At 64.0% G+C, this 16,289-nt stretch carries 12 protein-coding genes and 1 tRNA gene; 6 read left to right on the top strand and 7 right to left on the bottom strand.

Going from position 1 to position 16,289, the window contains the following annotated elements; translation table 11 throughout:
• The first annotated feature begins 82 nt into the window (after window positions 1-82).
• Both Q1Y33_RS03965 and Q1Y33_RS03960 read left to right on the top strand, forming a co-directional pair.
• Window positions 83-1,462 (top strand): sensor histidine kinase, encoded by a 1,380-nt coding sequence (locus tag Q1Y33_RS03965; protein WP_300798454.1) that lies wholly within the window; start codon window positions 83-85, stop codon window positions 1,460-1,462.
• 7 nt (window positions 1,463-1,469) lie between these two features.
• Window positions 1,470-2,222 (top strand): LytTR family DNA-binding domain-containing protein, encoded by a 753-nt coding sequence (locus Q1Y33_RS03960; RefSeq protein ID WP_300798453.1) that lies wholly within the window; start codon window positions 1,470-1,472, stop codon window positions 2,220-2,222.
• A gap of 96 nt (window positions 2,223-2,318) precedes the next feature.
• Here the strand turns inward: Q1Y33_RS03960 and Q1Y33_RS03955 are convergent, their stop codons facing one another.
• The 4 genes from Q1Y33_RS03955 to Q1Y33_RS03940 form a co-directional block, all read right to left on the bottom strand.
• The gene (locus Q1Y33_RS03955; RefSeq protein WP_300798452.1) at window positions 2,319-4,934 is read right to left on the bottom strand and encodes a 4-alpha-glucanotransferase; all 2,616 of its coding nucleotides are present in this window, start codon (window positions 4,932-4,934) and stop codon (window positions 2,319-2,321) included.
• Window positions 4,935-5,120: 186 nt separating this feature from the next.
• A complete protein-coding gene (locus Q1Y33_RS03950) occupies window positions 5,121-6,659 on the bottom strand; it encodes a sulfatase-like hydrolase/transferase (protein ID WP_300798451.1) in 1,539 nt (512 codons plus the stop codon).
• A 46-nt stretch (window positions 6,660-6,705) separates the two neighbouring features.
• Window positions 6,706-7,398 carry a tetratricopeptide repeat protein gene (locus tag Q1Y33_RS03945; protein WP_300798450.1) on the bottom strand — a complete coding sequence of 231 codons (693 nt, stop codon included), beginning with the start codon at window positions 7,396-7,398 and terminating at the stop codon, window positions 6,706-6,708.
• A complete protein-coding gene (locus Q1Y33_RS03940; protein WP_300798449.1) occupies window positions 7,379-8,851 on the bottom strand; it encodes a carbon starvation CstA family protein in 1,473 nt (490 codons plus the stop codon). The genes Q1Y33_RS03945 and Q1Y33_RS03940 overlap by 20 nt, the downstream gene beginning before the upstream one ends.
• Before the next feature lie 133 nt (window positions 8,852-8,984).
• Between Q1Y33_RS03940 and Q1Y33_RS03935 the strand changes: the two genes are divergently transcribed.
• Together Q1Y33_RS03935 and Q1Y33_RS03930 are read left to right on the top strand one after the other, a co-directional pair.
• Window positions 8,985-9,056, top strand: a tRNA-Thr gene (locus Q1Y33_RS03935).
• Window positions 9,057-9,362: 306 nt separating this feature from the next.
• Entirely contained in the window at window positions 9,363-9,803 is a 441-nt protein-coding gene (locus Q1Y33_RS03930; protein WP_300798448.1) for a hypothetical protein, read from the top strand.
• A 69-nt stretch (window positions 9,804-9,872) separates the two neighbouring features.
• Here Q1Y33_RS03930 and Q1Y33_RS03925 read toward each other — a convergent pair whose 3' ends face one another.
• Complete coding sequence (locus Q1Y33_RS03925; RefSeq protein ID WP_300798520.1) at window positions 9,873-10,904, bottom strand: endonuclease/exonuclease/phosphatase family protein; 1,032 nt, start codon at window positions 10,902-10,904, stop codon at window positions 9,873-9,875.
• 301 nt (window positions 10,905-11,205) lie between these two features.
• Window positions 11,206-12,606 carry a Gfo/Idh/MocA family oxidoreductase gene (locus Q1Y33_RS03920; protein ID WP_300798447.1) on the bottom strand — a complete coding sequence of 467 codons (1,401 nt, stop codon included), beginning with the start codon at window positions 12,604-12,606 and terminating at the stop codon, window positions 11,206-11,208.
• A 94-nt stretch (window positions 12,607-12,700) separates the two neighbouring features.
• Here Q1Y33_RS03920 and lnt point away from each other — a divergent pair, with 94 nt between their 5' ends.
• On the top strand, window positions 12,701-14,287 hold the full coding sequence (gene lnt / locus Q1Y33_RS03915; RefSeq protein WP_300798446.1) for an apolipoprotein N-acyltransferase: 1,587 nt from the start codon (window positions 12,701-12,703) through the stop codon (window positions 14,285-14,287).
• 22 nt (window positions 14,288-14,309) lie between these two features.
• Complete coding sequence (locus tag Q1Y33_RS03910) at window positions 14,310-15,599, top strand: folylpolyglutamate synthase/dihydrofolate synthase family protein (RefSeq protein ID WP_300798445.1); 1,290 nt, start codon at window positions 14,310-14,312, stop codon at window positions 15,597-15,599.
• Window positions 15,600-15,894: 295 nt separating this feature from the next.
• Here the strand turns inward: Q1Y33_RS03910 and Q1Y33_RS03905 are convergent, their stop codons facing one another.
• On the bottom strand, window positions 15,895-16,200 hold the full coding sequence (locus tag Q1Y33_RS03905) for a DUF3467 domain-containing protein (protein ID WP_300798444.1): 306 nt from the start codon (window positions 16,198-16,200) through the stop codon (window positions 15,895-15,897).
• Window positions 16,201-16,289 lie beyond the last annotated feature (89 nt).

The raw sequence follows: 16,289 nt of genomic DNA, 5'->3' as shown, positions 1-16,289 counted from the left end.
GGCTCCGATTTGTTTTTTTCGTCGGAAATAGCTACCTTTATTGAGGTCAAAATGCTGCATTCGGGCAGCAGGACCGGTTTTTATGCGCTCACTCAAGGTCTCGGGAATCATCCACCTGTTCGCCGTACTGCACGCGGCGGTGGCGCTGCTGTGCCGCATCGCCGGGGTCAACGACGAACTGGTCCTGACGCTGCTCACCATCGTGCTGATCGTGCTCATCTGCCTCAAGCGGGGGTTGAACGTCGAATTCACCGCTTCGAGCGTCATCATCGTCAACGTGATCGGCTACCTGCTCGGCACGGAAGGCGCCGAACTGATCGAACGGATCATCCGCTCGCCCCTCGCCGTGCACGCCGTCTCGACCTTCCTCACGACCGAACTCCTCGGCTGGGGCCTCGTGTGGTTCACCCGCATCTTCCGCCGGGGCGACGACACGCCGCGTCCCGCAAGCTGGAACCCCCGCATCGGGCTCATGCTGCTCGCCGTGGGGGTGATCTTCGCGCTGCGGCTGGCCTATGTCGAGCTCTTCGCCACGCCGTCGTTCTCGGCCGACCGCCTCTACCAAATGGCCGACCTGCTCGGCTCGAACTCCGTGGCGCTGATCGTCCTGCTCTGCGTCAACATCATCTTCGTGCGCTACATGCGCCGCCACGGCGAACGCCCGGTCTTCGCCAGGGGGCTGGAGCTGTCGGTGTTTGTCGTGCTGACCACCGTTGCCGTGACACTCATTGCGGGGTTCCGCCTGCCGTTCGATTTCGACCGCACCTTTTCATGGCGCGAATTTCTCCAGCTGTCGATTCTCACGCTGCTGGTCGAGGCGACCCTCTATTCGGTGATTTTCATGGTCGACTACGCCCTCGTCGCCCGCTCCGTGCTGCGGACCGAACGCGGCAGGACCCACCAGGCGCAGTTCCTCTACATGAAGCTCAAGCAGCAGCTCAACCCCCACTTCCTCTTCAATTCGCTCAACATCCTCGACTGCCTGGTCTGCGAGCAGCGCACCGAACAGGCCAGCGACTACATCCACAAGCTGGCGGGCGTCTACCGCTACATGCTCCGCAACGAGGAGGAGACGCTCGTGCACCTGAAGGAGGAGATGGATTTCGTGGCGAAGTACGTCGAACTGCTGCAGGTCCGCTTCCCCGACGGGTTCCGCGTGGAAACCGACATCGCCGACGGGGCGCTGACGCGCAACATCGTCCCCTGCTCGGTGCAGCTGCTCATCGAGAACGCCATCAAGCACAACGTCGTGGAGGCCTCCTCGCCGCTCGTGATCCGCATCACGGCGACGGCCGACTCGGTGACGGTGACCAACAACCTGCGGCCGAGGCTCTCGCCCACGGCCTCCTCCACACACGTGGGGCTGACCTACATCCGCCAGCAGTACCTCGACCTGGCGAACCTCCCGATCGGCATCGTCCGCACCGGGGAGGAATACCGTGTAACCTTACCTTTGTTATAGTACATCCATGAAAGTATTGATCGTAGAGGACGAAATCATGGCGCAGCAGAGCCTGGCGCGGACGCTCACGCAGCACTACCCCGACCTGCGGATCGTCGGTATGACCGGCTCGGTGCGCGATACGGTGGAGTGGCTCCGCACGCCCGGCAACGAGGCCGACGTGATCTTCATGGACGTGGAGCTCTCCGACGGGGAGTGCTTCGAAATCTTCCGGCAGGTCGACGTCACGGCCCGCGTCATCATGACCACGGCCTACGACAGCTATGCCGTGCGGGCCTTCGAGGTCAACAGCATCGACTACCTGCTCAAGCCGATCGACCCCGCGGCGCTGAAACGGGCCGTGGAACGGTGCCGGCAGCGCGATGCGGGTATCGACGCCGAGCGGCTGCTGTCGGCACTCCGCACGCCCCGCGAATACAAGCAGCGCTACGTCGTGCGCTTCAACGACCGGATCGTGCCGGTGCGGACCGCCGACATCGCCTATTTCTACTCCGAGGAGAAGAACACCTACCTGGTGACCTGCGACAACAACCGCTACGTGATGGACCTCTCGCTCGACATCCTCTCCGAGGAGCTCGACGAGCGGAGTTTCTTCCGCATCTCGCGCAACTGCATCATCTCGATGCAGGCGATCTCCAGCGTCGTGAAGTACCTCGGCAACCGGCTCAAGGTCATCGCCCGGCCGCGCCCCGACTTCGAGCTGGTCGTAAGCCGTTCGCGCGTCGAGGATTTTCTCCGCTGGCTCGAAGGCGGCAGGTAGCGACCCCGCGGGCCGCAGTCGGCCTGTGCAAAAACGAAAAGAGACGGCCTCCCTTCCACGGGAGGCCGTCTCTTTTCATTTTTGCTTGCGGACGGATCAGCGGCGGCCGCTGACGGCGATCATGTCACGGAGCGTCGTATTGAAATCCACCTCGCCGAGCAGCTGCTCGAGCGACAGGTGCATGCGGTAGCGCCAGTAGTAGCGCGGGATGGCCGGGACGTTGATGCGCTCCTTGTCGGGCATGCGGTAACGCAGCGTGCCGTCCATCGAGAGCCAGTCCTGCAGGGGCAGGATCGTGAACATCGACGGCGACGAGAGGTGCATCTCGACGATGCGGCGGCATATCCACGGCTCGCAGAACCAGGGCACGTCGCCCTCGCCGTGCAGCACCTCGCGGTAGAAGCGCGCCGTGACGGTGCGGTCCTCCTCCCACCAGGCGCGCAGCGGGTTCATGTCGTGCGTCGAGGTGGTGCAGACCGAGAGGTAGGGATAGCGGGCCGGGTCGGCGAAGGTATCGGCCGGCGACTTGGGCATGCGCTGGATTTCGAGCGAGAGAATCTGCAGCATGTGCATCGTCTCGGGCACGCAGTCGGGGATCATGCCGAGGTCCTCGCCGCAGGAGAGCATGTCGGTGGCCGTGAGCAGCATCGGCAGCTTGCGCAGCGCCGACTCCTGCCAGAAGCGGTCGTGACGGCGGTAGAAAAAGTCGTCGTGCAGGCGGTTGAAGGTCTCCTGCTGCCAGTCGGCCAGCAGCCGGAAGGCGCAGGTCGACTGGGCCGCGATGCGGGGATGATAGCACCCCTTGCGGCGCGGGTCCTCGACGAAAAGCACGTCGTCGAGCAACGCCATAAGGCCCTCGCGCAGGCGTTTCGAGCGGTCGTCATCCCCGGGGAAGCGCTCCGCCACCCTGCGCTGCGTGGCGCAGGCGGGGATGAGCCGTCCGTCGCGCAGGCATTTGGTGCGCACCTCGCCGGCCAGGTCGCCGAAGAAGGAGTCGAGAATCCAGTCGTCCGTGCGCGGCGTCGTGTAGCGTCCGTCGCTCATGTCGAACCCGACGCTGCGCAGCTCCTCGGCCGAATAGGGCATTGCGGGGTTGAAGTGCCCCAGCAGCCCGTGCACGGCGTCGGCGGGAATCTCCCAGATGCGGAAGAAGCCGAGGATGTGGTCGATGCGGTAAGCGTCGAAATACTCCGACATCTTCTTCAGGCGGGCACGCCACCAGGCGTAGTCATCCTGCGCCATGCGCTCCCAGTTGTAGGTCGGGAAACCCCAGTTCTGCCCCACGGCCGAGAAGGCATCGGGCGGAGCCCCGGCCTGCGAATCCATGTGGAACAGGCGCGGCGACTGCCAGGCGTCGGCGCTCGTGCGGCTGATACCGATCGGCAAGTCGCCCTTCAGCACGACGCCGCGGCTGTGGGCGTAGCGGCGCACCTCCGAAAGCTGGAGGTGCAGGTGGTACTGCACGTAGCAGTGGAAGGCCACGTCGTTGCGCCGGTCGAGACAGTACGCCTCAACCTTCTGCCGGTCGTAACGGGCGTAACCGCCCCAGCGCGAGAAGTCGGCCGTGCCGTAGTCGTCGCGCAGCGTGCGGAATGCCGCGTAGGGCAGCAGCCACTCGCGGTTGGCCTCCATGAACTCCTTGTAGTCGCGGCGTGCGGCCGTGCGGGTGCCGTGGCGTGCGAAGGCCTTGCGCAGCAGTTCCAGCTTCGAGTGGTTGACCCGTTCGTAGTCGACCTCCGGCAGGGCGTTCAGCTCGTCGCGCAGGCGGCGGTATTCGTCGTCCTCCTCGACCCCGGCCTCCGTCAGGCGGAGGAACTGCGGGTGCAGCGCGAAGGTCGAGTTGGCGTTGTAGGGGTAGGAGTCCTCCCACGTGCCCGTCATCGTCGTGTCGTTGACCGGCAGCAGCTGCAGGATGCGCTGCCCCGTGGCGGCGGCCCAGTCGACAAGCAGCTTGAGGTCGGGGAACTCGCCGACGCCGAATCCCTTTTCCGAACGGAGCGAGAAGACCGGGATGGCCGTGCCGGCGCCGCGCCAGTGCCGCTCGGGGAACTGCGGGACGGGCGTCGAGTCGATGACGGCCTCGTCCTGCGCCGGAAGCGTCTTCCACGTGCGGTTCGGGCCCTCCTCCCAGATGATCGGGGCGAGGGTCCGCCGGTCGGCGATCAGGAACTTGTATTCGAAGCCGCGCGTGACGGTGAGCGGGAGCGTCCATGCGGGAAATTCGGCGTCGTCCATCGGCAGGACACGCTGCCAGTCGCCCAGTTCGCGGCCGCTGCCCGCGATGGCCAGCACCTCGTCGGGCCGCAGCTGCGCCTGCACGGTGCGGATCGCGATGTTGCCGCGGCGGCTTTTCCGTGCCGCTTTCGGGCCTTCGTCGGTGCCTTTGCGGCCGAAGATACCCTGCGTGAAGACCGAGGAGTGGAACGGCGCATCGGACGGCATGTCGAGCCAGCGGTCGCGCAGCCGCAGCGTTGCGGGCGCCTTGCCTTCGGGCAGCTGCAACCGGTGCATGCTCCATTCGCGGCGGCGGCATGCGCCGTCGGCCTCCACCTCGTAGCGGTACTCGAGCGGCTCCGCCGGATCGGTCTTCGGCAGCACGGCGGTCCAGATGCCGGTGTCGGCATACTGCATTTCGAGACGACGCCGTCCGAGGCGCAGGACGAGCCGTTCGCCCCAGCGGGTGCGGTATTCGATACTGAAAACGATTTTCATAAGGTCGGTATGTCGTTAGGTTCGATTCGGGTAGCGGTATGCAAAATTAAAAAATCCGTCCGAATTCCGTTCATGCGCAGCCCGAATTTTTTTGCAGCAACGCAAACTACGGACAAACATCCCGCACACACGACAGCAGCCCGTCTCTGCGAAGAGACGGGCTGCCGGTTTTATGCCAAGAGCGACCTACCGGTTCGCCGGGCGGAGCGCACCGCGCACACCGGCAAGCTGCGCCGACAACGACTTCACGACATCGGGATGCTCCGCCGCCACGTCGTTCAGCTCACACGGGTCCGTCGAGAGGTCGTACAGCTGCGGCTCCGGAGCATTGCCCAGCTCCATCTTCGTCCAGTACTCGAGCGCCGGGCCGTCGCTCGGCTCAAAGTATTTCCAGTTGCCGGAGATGATCGCCAGCGTATTGTTCAGGTTCTGCTGCACGACATACTCGCGGTCCTCATGCGACTCGCCCAGCAGCACCGGCAGGCAGTCGCGGCTGTCGGGTGCGGCCCCGGCCGGTACTTCGGCTCCCGTGAGCGCCGCCAGCGAGCGGTAGACGTCGATCTGCGAGAAGAGCGCCGGCTGCTCGCCCGGACGGACGCGCGCCGGCCACCGCACGATGAACGGCACGCGCGTGCCGGCCTCGTAGAGGCTGTACTTGCCGCCGCGGTAGATACCCATCGGCGTATGGCCGTTGAGCAGTTCGAGCGCCTGATCCTGATAGCCGTCGTCGATGACCGCCCCGTTGTCCGACGTGAAAATCAGCAGCGTATTGTCGGCAATGCCGAGGCTGTCGAGCGTGCGCATCACCTCGCCGATTGTCCAGTCGAGTTGCAGGATCACGTCGCCCCGGGTCCCCAGTCCGCTCTTGCCCGCAAAACGCGGATGCGGCACGCGCGGCACATGTACGTCCTGAGTACCCATGTAGAGGAAGAAGGGCTCGTCGCGGTGGCTTGCGATGAAGCGCGTGGCCTTCGCCGTGATCGTGTCGGCGATGTTCTCGTCGACCCACAGCGCGGCACGGCCTCCCGTCATCCAGCCGATGCGCGGGATGCCGTTGATGATCGTGTTGTTGTGACCCTGGCTCGGCTTGAGCGTCACCAGTTCGGGGTTCTCCTCGCCCGTGGGCCAGTCACCCACCTTGTGCGTGTAGCTCACCGTGATCGGGTCGGCAGGGTCCAGCCCCACGACATGTCCGTCCTCGACGAAGACGCACGGCACGCGGTCGACCGTCGCAGGGATCAGGAACTCGTAGTCGAAGCCGATGTCGCGGGCTCCGGGGCGAATCTCCGCATTGAAGTCCGTGCCGCCCGCAGGGCCGAGGCCGAGATGCCACTTGCCCACGGCACCCGTGGCATAGCCCTCACCGTGCAGGGCGTCCGCCAACGTGTAGCAGGCCGTGTCGATGATCAGCTCCGAGTTGCCCGGGGCGATACCCGTATTCTCCTGCCGCCACGGATACATGCCCGTCAGCAGGCCGAAACGCGACGGCGTACTCGTGGCCGAGGTCGCATAGGCGTTGGTGAAGCGCTGCCCCTGCGCAGCCAGCCGGTCGATGTTGGGCGTCGAGATTTTCGTCGCGCCGTAGCAGCTCAAGTCGCCGATGCCCAGGTCGTCGGCATAAATAAAGATGATGTTCGGCCGCTGCGGAGCCGGAGCAGCCGGCTCGCCGCAACCGTGCAACAGTGCCGCCGAGGGCAATGCCGCCAGAAAGAGGGAAGGTTTCATGGTTATCTTGGTTTTAAGAGGTTTCGATTCGGATCGGAATGGCCGGTCAGCGCGACGCCCGGAGCGCATCGATAAAGCCGGGCCACAGAACCCAGAGATTCTCGGTCCGCAGCCACAACTCGCGGGCCTGCGCCGCCACGGAGGGGCGCTCGCTCTCGATATCGCGCAGGTACACGTCGTCGGCCGGGTGCTCCGCCGCCGTAAATTCGGCGAAGTAGGGGGCGAAGCGCGTGCGGAAGCGTTTCAGCTCGCCCTGCGGCAGGCGGCCGTCGCGCCGGTAGGCCGACCACAACAGCAGCAGTTCGCGGCTGGCGCTCTTGTCCGAAATGTCGTTGATGACCTCGTCGAAGAGCTCCTGCTCGTCCATGGCCAGGTAGTCGAACGCCAGCAGCTCACTCCCTTCGAGGTGGTCTTCGGGGTCGAGTTCCAGCAGCATCTCCAGCAGCGCCGCCGACATCTCGAAGTCGTTGATCAGGAAGTGGTCGATGGCCGAAGCCTCGATCAGCTCGAGCGCCGCGCGCGAATTGCGGTGGTTCCACTCGAGAATCACCTCCTCCTGCTCGGGAATCAGCTCCGCCAGCCGCTGGAAGGCCTTGAAACGTTCGTTGCAGGCCCCCTCCACATCGCCGGACTGCTGCAGCTCCCGGCTGTGGCGCAGCACCCGGACGAAATCGTAGGGGCCCTCGCCGATGACCTCGAAGGTCTGGTCGGGAGTCGGGTTAAGCGATGCCTTTTGCATGGTCGCGGCGCACTTTGATGATAATCCACACGAGCATGGCCAGCGTCAGCACACCGCCCAGCACATAGGCCGCCACGCGGTTGTGCATGCCGAACATGAGCGGCGAGACGAAGATGTAGCTGGCACAGACGTAAGTCATGATAAGGGCGGGAATCAGCCCTACGACCACCCCGCGGCGGCGACGCGCGAAGTAGACGACAATCATCCAAAGCGTCACGACGGCCAGCGTCTGGTTCATCCAGGCGAAGTAGCTCCACATGACCTGGAACGGCAGGGCGAAGATGATGAGAAGCCCCGCGGCGAAGAGCGGCAGACTGATCCAGATGCGCTTGCGCAGCGAGCGCTGCTCGACACCGAGGAAGTCGGCGACGATCAGGCGCGCCGAGCGGAAGGCCGTATCGCCGGAGGTGATGGCGCAGGCCACGACGCCGAAGATGACGAAGGCGGCCAGCACGGGACCGAGCGTTTCGCGGGCAATCAGGTCGATGAGGATGGCCGCCTGCCCGCCGTGCTCGGCGATGGCGGCATTCAGCCCGGCGACATCACCCCAGAACGACATGCCGATGGCGGCCCAGATCAGGGCGACGATCGACTCGGAAATCATCGCGCCGTAGAAGACCGAGCGGCTCTCGCCCTCGCTGCGCATGCAGCGGGCCATCAGGGGCGACTGCGTGGCATGGAAGCCCGAGATGGCACCGCAGGCAATCGTCGTGAAGAGCATCGGCACAATCGGGAACTCACGGGCGTCGGTCAGGCAGTTCTCGAACGACGTGAACTCGGGAATGGTATAGCGGCCGCTGAAGAGCAGGACGAAGAGCACGCCCAGCGCCATGAAGAGCAGCGCGACACCGAACACCGGATAGATGCGCCCGATGATTTTGTCGACGGGCAGCAGCGTGGCCGCCACATAGTAGAGCAGAATCACGCCCAGCACGATGAGCATCAGCCAGGAGAAATCGCCAAAGGCAATCCCCTCCAGCACCGGGATGTCGAGCCGGTTGACAATCAGCGATGCGGGCTGCGAGAGGAAGACCGCCCCGACGAGCGCCATGAGGCCCACCGAAAAGAGGCGCATGAAGAGTTTGGGTCCGCGGCCGAGGTAATGGCCGGCCGTCTCGGGAAGGCTTGCACCGTCGTGCCGCAGGGAGATGACACCCGCGACAAAGTCGTGCATCGCGCCCATGAAGATGCCTCCGAAGGTAATCCACAGGAAGGCCACGGGACCGTAGGCGGCACCGAGCACGGCACCGAAAATCGGGCCCAGGCCGGCGATGTTGAGCAACTGGATGAGGAATATGCGCCAGCGCGGCAGCGGCACGTAATCCACACCGTCATAGAGCTTCCGGCAGGGCGTCTCAGCCGCCGGGTCAACCCCCACGAGCCGCTCCAGATAACGGCCATAAATGAAATATGCCCCCACCAGCAGGGCCAGGCACACCAAAAAAGTAATCATCGTAAATTCAAGAGTATGGGATTATTTCAAACGCGAAGATAAGAAGAAATGAGAGATTTTTTGCAAAATTGTTGCAGGAAAAGAAATTTTTTCAGATATTTGCAGTCCGAAAGGAGACAGGAAGTCTTCCCAGGCCGAAATAGCTCAGCGGTAGAGCACTTCACTCGTAATGAAGGGGTCCCGAGTTCAAATCTCGGTTTCGGCTCGAAAATCAGGAGGTTGCATCGCAGGATGCGACCTCTTTTTCGTATGCGGCAAGGGGCGCGGGCGGGATTCGCCCCATCCGTCACCTGCCGTCCGGATACCCGCCGCGGAAAAAAGACCGCGAGTGCTTGCCTTTACGCCTCATCTGTCGTATCTTTATCCTGTCTTCGGGAGAATCCCCTCGGCAAAGATTCGTTCCGCGCGGTTTCCCCGCCTGATCGGCCGCTGAATCGGCCCGGACAGACGCGAAAAAAGACACACCATTTAATAATCGAGGTGGCAACGCACGGCAAAAACAACTCGACCGATGAAGAAAATCCTTTCAATCCTGCTGGCCCTCGTCGTCTGCACCGGCCCGGCAAGGGGCAAGAGCGACGACAAGATTCTTTACGTGTCCCCCGACGAGGTGGAGGCGGAGATCAACGACTATATCGAGCGCAGGCTGCAATCGGCGGAGCTCAAGTTCTCCATGACCTTATACCGGAAGGGAAACGGCGTCTACGAACTCTTCGTGAACACCGGCCGGGATTACATCGACTGGGCAAAGGCCTCGAACCGGTATGCCGTGATAAACGACAAACAATACCCGCTGCTACTCGATTTAGACTATGATTTCGGGGCCCCCGACCCCTCCCGAATCGGGACATACGGCCACCGAGAGGTCCTCAGGATAATCGCTATCAACGACGGTTTTTGCATCCGGTTTACCAAAGAGGGAATTTGCCCCGAAGAGCCGGAGACGCCATGAGCCGGAGACCATATACCGGCGGCAACACGCTCGCGACAGGGTCGGAGCTCTCCGCAAGAGAAGATTTGACTACCGGCGGAACTCGAAATCGGCGATGACGGCCCGGTGGTCGCTGACCGCATCGGGCAGGGTGCGGTAGTCGACACAGCGCAGGAAGTCGTTGCAGAAGATATAGTCGATGCGCAGCACGCCGCCCAAAGGACGGAACGTACTGCCATAGCCGTGACCGGCCGCCCGGAACCCGTCCCGCAGGCGGCGGGCGATCTGACGGTAGGCATACGACGAGGGGGTATCGTTGAAGTCCCCGGCCAGAACAAGCGGACCGCGGACCGAGTCGATCAGCGCGTGGATCTCCTGCACCTGCCGGGCCCGGATACGGCTGTTGCGCTCCACCTCGCCGAGCAGTTTCTCGACAGGCGCCTCCCGGTTGTGATCCTTCCGGTATCGGGCCCGCTGTGCCGCGATGCCCGTGGTCTGCAGGTGCACAGAAATAACCCGCACCGTATCGTCGCCAACCGCAAGATCGGTCCAAAGATAGGCATTCCAGGAATCAGCATAGCGCGCATAGCGGGACGCCACGATCGGATAACGGCTCAAGATAGCCTCCCAGCCATCCTGCACGCAATAAGGGAAATGCGGAGTAAAAAAGTTGAGCAGGCTGTCTACGGGAGTGTCCGCAAAGACCGGGAACTCCTGCACGCAGAGGACGTCGACCTGTTCCCGGTCCATCATTTCGGCAACGGACTGCGCCGTTTGGTAGCGGGATTCGCCCAGATCGAAATTGAAGGCATTGAGCGTCGCCACGCGCAGGTCGGCACGCTCCGGTGAGTTTTTCAGCCGGGGCGGCTGCACCATGGCCGAGACGTAGCCGCCATTCCAGCCGAGCGCCGCGAGCGGCAGCAGGCAGACAAACCAGCGGCGCCGCAGCAGCCAATAGAGCAGCGCGGCAAGGTTCAGCAGCAGCACACCCGGCATGGCAAGGGCCAGCAGCGCCCAGAAGCGGCCTGTCTCCGGCGAAACATCCGACGCGTAACGACACAGCAGGGCCGCGCCGAGCAGCAGGCCTGTCGCCGCCACCGACAAGAGATCGAACAAGGACACCCGTTTCCGTTTCATTCCGCCTCCGACATTACACGTGAGTAAGTGCAAAGATAATTCCTTTTCTCGAAACCATTGTCCCGGCCGCGCAAAAATCCGCACCCAGTCCGAGCTGCCCGACGTCCAACCGGCATCTCCGACGTATGCGGGCAACAAGGATCCCGACTGCGAAACGCTCAAAAAAAAGCAGGAAGCGGACTCCCGACGGAGATTCCGCTTCCATTTATTATTTTCTCTCCGGTTCCATGCCGCCGCGGGATCCATCGTCCCCACGCATCCGACAAATACCGGACACGGCCGGGCGTCAGTCGGTCACCATGGCGTGGCGGCAGCCGTCGATCTTCGCCCAGTCGCCGCGCGTGAAGTCCGGGACGGCCACCGGAGCGCTGTTGTGCTCGAGCGACATGCGCGTCAGGGCCCCGATGCACGACCATTCGGCCGCGTCGTAGACATCCTGGTCAAGCGGCAGGCCGTGGTGCAGGCAGTAGACCAGCCGGTAGTCCATGATGAAGTCCATGCCGCCATGACCGCCCACCTCGCGGGCCTTCTCCTCGACCTCCAGCAGGATCGGATGCTTGTAACGGGCCATCAACTGCGCCTTCACCTCCTCGGGCACAAAACCGTGTGCCGAGAGGTTCTCGTGGTCCGGAATGCCGCTGCCGGCCAGCTGCTCGGGCCGGAACGCATACCCCTCGACGGGGTACTTGTTGGCGAAGCCCTCCGTACCGGTCAGCTGGTACATGCGGCTGTAGGGCCGCGGCGTGTAGACGTTGTGCTGAAGGTGGATCGTGCGCCCCTGCTCGGTCTTGATGAGCGTGAGCGTATGGTCGGCGTTGGCAAAGGTCTCGGCGCCCATCTTCTCGCGCGCGAGCTTCAGCCCGTTGACCGACTTCGTGTCCATCGCCACGAGGTAGGTCATCCGATCGCCGCGGTGGATGTTCAGCAGCTGGCAGGCGGGGCCGAGCCCGTGCGTGGCGTAGACGTCGCCGCGGTTCTTCTGGTTGAAATCCAGACGCCAGTTGCCCTGATAGTAGTCCCAGAACTCCTCCAGGTTGTGGATGTAGGAGCCCTCGACGTGGAGAATCTCCCCGAAAAGGCCCTGCTGGGCCATGTTGAGCGTCGTCAACTCAAAGAAGTCGTAGACGCAGTTTTCGAGCATCATGCAGTGGCGCTGCGTCCGCTCGGCCGTGTTGACCAGCTGCCAGCACTCCTCGAGCGTCATCGCCGCGGGGACCTCGAGGGCCACGTGCTTGCCCTGCTCCATGGCGTAGACCGCCATCGGGGTGTGCAGCTGCCACGGCGTGGCGATGTAGACCAGGTCGATGTCGTCGCGGCGGCAGAGCTCCTTCCACCCCTCCTCGCCGCTGTAGGCGGCCGCCTCGGGCAGGCCGCGCCGCGCGAGAATCTCCTGTGCGGAGGCCACGCGCTCGGGATAGAGGTCGCACAGCGCCTTGATTTCCACACCGTCGAGGTGTGTGAAGCGCTCCACGGCCCCCGGGCCGCGCATGCCCAGCCCGACAAATCCCACCCGGACGGTGTCAATCGGCGCACAGCGGAGGCCCAGCACCGACTGCTGTCCGGGTTCGCGGGCGGGTTCGTCGAAGACGATCACCCCGTCACGCACCGAATATCCCTCGGGGGCGCCGCATGCGGCAAGCAGCAGGGCGGCCAGGACGCACCCGCATAAAAGCGTAAATTTCTTCATTGTGAACGGGTTTGTAAGTGTTTTGTACAAAAGTAGGAATTATTTTGAAATATGCCCCCGTTTGCGTACTTTTGTCGGCGTAAAATCTCACCCAATGTCTCGAAGATTCGCGGCGGTACTTCTTTCGGCGCTCCTGCTCGTTCCGGGCTGGCTCGGTCTGACGGGATTCACCCTGCCCGCGGCGTTTGTCCCGCTGCTGTGGGTGAGCGCCTCCTACAACGCCTCGCGCCGCGCCTGGTGGGGCATGTTCGGCTGGGCAACCCTCACGTTCGTACTCTGGAACGCCGCCACCGTCTGGTGGATATGGTACGCCACGCCCGTGGGACCCGTCGCGGCGACCCTCGCCTCGACCTTCCTCAACCTGATCGCCTTCATGCTCTTCCATACCGTCTCCAAGCGCGCGCCCAAGCCGTTGGCCTACACGACGCTTGTCGCGGCATGGATTATGACCGAATACTGGTACACGACAGGCGAATTTTCGTGGCCGTGGCTCATCCTCGGCAACGGATTCTCGCACGACGTGTGGGCCGTGCAGTGGTATGAATATACCGGCGTCTTCGGCGGCTCGCTCTGGGTGCTCGTCTGCAACATCCTCTTTTTCGAGGCGTGGCAGCAGCGCCGCAACCTCCGGCGCTGGGTCTCGGCCGCCGCAGCCCTGCTGCTGCCCGTCATCGGCTCGCTCGTCATCGGGCGGTCGTGGAACGACCCCGACGAGGGGAGCGTCACCGTCAGCGTCATCCAGCCCAACGTCGACTGCTACGACAAGTTCCACGACGACGAGGCGCTGCAGGAGCGCAACATCGCCGACCTGTTGGCGCAGGTGCCGTCCAACGCCGACTTCATCCTCCTGCCCGAGACCGCCGTACCGGGCTACTACTGGGAGCCGGGGCTCACGGAGCAGCCCGGCGACACCGCACCGGGCGCCTTCTGGCAGGAGCTGCGCGACACGCTCCGCGCCACGCATCCCGGCGCCCTGCTCGTCACCGGAGCCGGCACGCGCGTGCTCTACACCGGCGGCGTCTATCCCCGCACGGCCCGCAGCATCCCCTTCAGCCCGGCACGCTACGACAACTTCAACTCAGCCGTGGGGCTCGACTCCGCCGGACAGACCCAGATTCACCACAAGGGCAAGCTGGTCATCGGCGTGGAGAACACCCCGACGATTGTCTTCGACCTCATGCAGTTCCTCGTCATCGACCTCGGCGGCGTCGTGGGGCAAATCGGCATGGGACAGCACGGCACGGCCTTCGAGCACGGCGGCGTGCGCATGGGCCCGGCAATCTGCTACGAGGGGCTCTACGGCGACTTCTTCGGCGACTTCGTGCGCCGCGGCGCACAGTTCATGGCCATCGTCTCGAACGACGGCTGGTGGGGCGACACGCCCGGATACCGCCACCTCTTCTCGATTTCGCGCCTGCGCGCCATCGAGCACCGTCGCGCCATCGCCCGCTCGGCCAACACGGGCCGCTCGGGCTTCATCTCCCCGCGCGGCGACGTGGGCGAGACCCTCGGCTGGGAGGAGCGCGGCGTCATCACGGCACGCGTGCCGCTCTGCTCCGCACAGACCTTCTACACCCGCTACGGCGACTACCTGGGCCGCATCGCACAGTATGTGACGTTGCTCTCGGTGCTCTACTTCGTTGCCTACCGTGTCAAACGGCGGAATTACCTCGTACCGTAATACAAACAATCCGCATCCCGATATGAATTACAACCAAACCCTCGAATTCCTCTTCCAGTCGCTGCCCGTCTTCGAAACCAAGGGCACGACGGCCTACAAGCCGGGATTGGAGCGCATCGCCGCGTTCTGCCGCCACCTGGGCAATCCGCAGCGCAACTTCTTCACGATCCACGTCGCCGGAACGAACGGCAAGGGGTCCGTGTCGCACATCATCGCCTCGGTGCTCCAGCAGGCCGGATACCGCACGGGGCTCTTCACCTCGCCCCACCTGCAGGATTTCCGCGAGCGCATCCGCGTCGACGGCGAGATGATTCCCAAGCAGAAGGTCGTCAACTTCGTCGACAAGCACCACGACAAGATGGTCGACCTCGAACTCTCGTTCTTCGAGATGACGGCCGCGATGGCCTTCGACTACTTCGCGCAGAGCGACGTCGAGGTGGCCGTCATCGAGACGGGGCTGGGCGGACGGCTCGACGCCACGAACATCATCGTGCCGATACTGAGCGTCATCACCAACATCGGGCTGGAGCACACGGCCCTGTTGGGCGACACGCTCCAGAAAATCGCCGCCGAGAAGGCCGGCATCATCAAGAAGAGCATTCCGGTGGTCGTCGGCGAGAGCGACGTGCGCTACAACGGCGTCATCGAGCAGGCCGCCGCGGCCAACAAGTCGAAGGTGATTTATGCCGAGCAGCTCTTCACGTGCGAGGAGCAGCACATGGAGGGCGACGGGCAGCGCTTCACCCTGCGCCGCACGCGCGACGGGCACCGCTTCGACCTGACGCTGGACCTGCAGGGCAACTATCAGGCGCGGAACATCATCACGGCCTCGGCCGCCGTGGACTTCCTGCACGAGGAGACGCCGCTGACCATCTCGCGCCGCGCCTACATCGAAGGGGTGCGCTGCGCCGCAGCCAACACCTCGCTCATGGGACGCTGGCAGACGCTCGGCCGCGAGCCGCTCGCCGTCTGCGACACGGGCCACAACGCCCACGGCATCGCCTACGTCGCCGAGCAGCTGAAGGCCACGCCCCACCGCGCGCTCTACTGCGTCATGGGCTTCGTGCGCGACAAGGACCTGGCGCACATCCTGCCCCTGCTGCCCCACGACGCGCACTACATCTTCACGCAGGCGCACAGCGACCGCGCCCTGCCGGCTGCCGAGCTGACGGCCAAGGCGGCAATCTATGGTCTGCAGGGCGAGACGGTCGAGGAGGTGAAGGCCGCCGTGGCGCGCGCCCGCGAGCTGGCCTCGGCCGAGGACATGATCTTCATCGGCGGCAGCACCTACGTCGTCGCCGAGGCGTTGTAGGCCGCAGGGCCATGCCGCCGGAACGCGGACACACAGACGAAAAAAACCGTCCGAATCAGTTTCGAACGGTTTTTTCATGTCATGGCTGCCGGCACCGGGTGCAGGAGGCTTTTCAGTCCGGGGCCGGACCGGACAAGGCTGCGGCGGGTCGCAGCGGCTCCCACCGGCAGGGCCGGAGCCGCATCATGCGGCCGTAAAAACGCGAAGCCCCGGCATGCGGGCTCCGCACAGCACCGCCATCCGGAGCGGAAGTGTCCGCCCCGCGGCAGCCGCCCGCCGCACCCCGGCCCGCGGATCAGGCCTGGCCCATCTTGGGCCCGTTGTCCGAGCCCGCCTGCGGCGTGGGAATCACGATCTTGCCCACGTTGGTCTCGTAGCGCACGATGTTCTCCTGCAGCGAGCGCAGCAGCCGCTTGGCATGTTCGGGCGTCAGGATGATGCGGCTCTTCACGCGGGCCTTCTGCACGCCCGGCAGCACGGTCGCAAAGTCGAGAATGAACTCCGAAGTGGAGTGCGATATGATCGCCAGATTCGAATAGTGGCCCTGGGCCACGTCGTCGCCGAGCTCCACGTCGAGCCCGAATTGTTTTGTATCGGCCATGGTCGGAAAGTGTTGTTTTCACAAAAGTAACGAATTTCGGGCCGCGAAAGAGATGCCGGGTGTCAAAAGTTTTCGATTTTTTATCAACA

The sequence above is a fragment of the uncultured Alistipes sp. genome (assembly GCF_949296715.1).
Classification (GTDB): Bacteria; Bacteroidota; Bacteroidia; order Bacteroidales; family Rikenellaceae; genus Alistipes.
This window is presented reverse-complemented; position numbering and strand designations above follow the sequence as displayed.

Excerpts from the sequence above, each read along its gene's own strand:
- Q1Y33_RS03965 (WP_300798454.1), top strand. The coding sequence starts at position 83 with ATGCGCTCACTCAAGGTCTCGGGAATCATCCACCTGTTCGCCGTACTG.
- Q1Y33_RS03910 (WP_300798445.1), top strand. The coding sequence starts at position 14,310 with ATGAATTACAACCAAACCCTCGAATTCCTCTTCCAGTCGCTGCCCGTC.
- Q1Y33_RS03950 (WP_300798451.1), bottom strand. The coding sequence starts at position 6,659 with ATGAAACCTTCCCTCTTTCTGGCGGCATTGCCCTCGGCGGCACTGTTG.
- Q1Y33_RS03930 (WP_300798448.1), top strand. The coding sequence starts at position 9,363 with ATGAAGAAAATCCTTTCAATCCTGCTGGCCCTCGTCGTCTGCACCGGC.
- Q1Y33_RS03955 (WP_300798452.1), bottom strand. The coding sequence starts at position 4,934 with ATGAAAATCGTTTTCAGTATCGAATACCGCACCCGCTGGGGCGAACGG.
- Q1Y33_RS03920 (WP_300798447.1), bottom strand. The coding sequence starts at position 12,606 with ATGAAGAAATTTACGCTTTTATGCGGGTGCGTCCTGGCCGCCCTGCTG.
- Q1Y33_RS03940 (WP_300798449.1), bottom strand. The coding sequence starts at position 8,851 with ATGATTACTTTTTTGGTGTGCCTGGCCCTGCTGGTGGGGGCATATTTC.
- Q1Y33_RS03905 (WP_300798444.1), bottom strand. The coding sequence starts at position 16,200 with ATGGCCGATACAAAACAATTCGGGCTCGACGTGGAGCTCGGCGACGAC.
- Q1Y33_RS03945 (WP_300798450.1), bottom strand. The coding sequence starts at position 7,398 with ATGCAAAAGGCATCGCTTAACCCGACTCCCGACCAGACCTTCGAGGTC.
- lnt (WP_300798446.1), top strand. The coding sequence starts at position 12,701 with ATGTCTCGAAGATTCGCGGCGGTACTTCTTTCGGCGCTCCTGCTCGTT.
- Q1Y33_RS03960 (WP_300798453.1), top strand. The coding sequence starts at position 1,470 with ATGAAAGTATTGATCGTAGAGGACGAAATCATGGCGCAGCAGAGCCTG.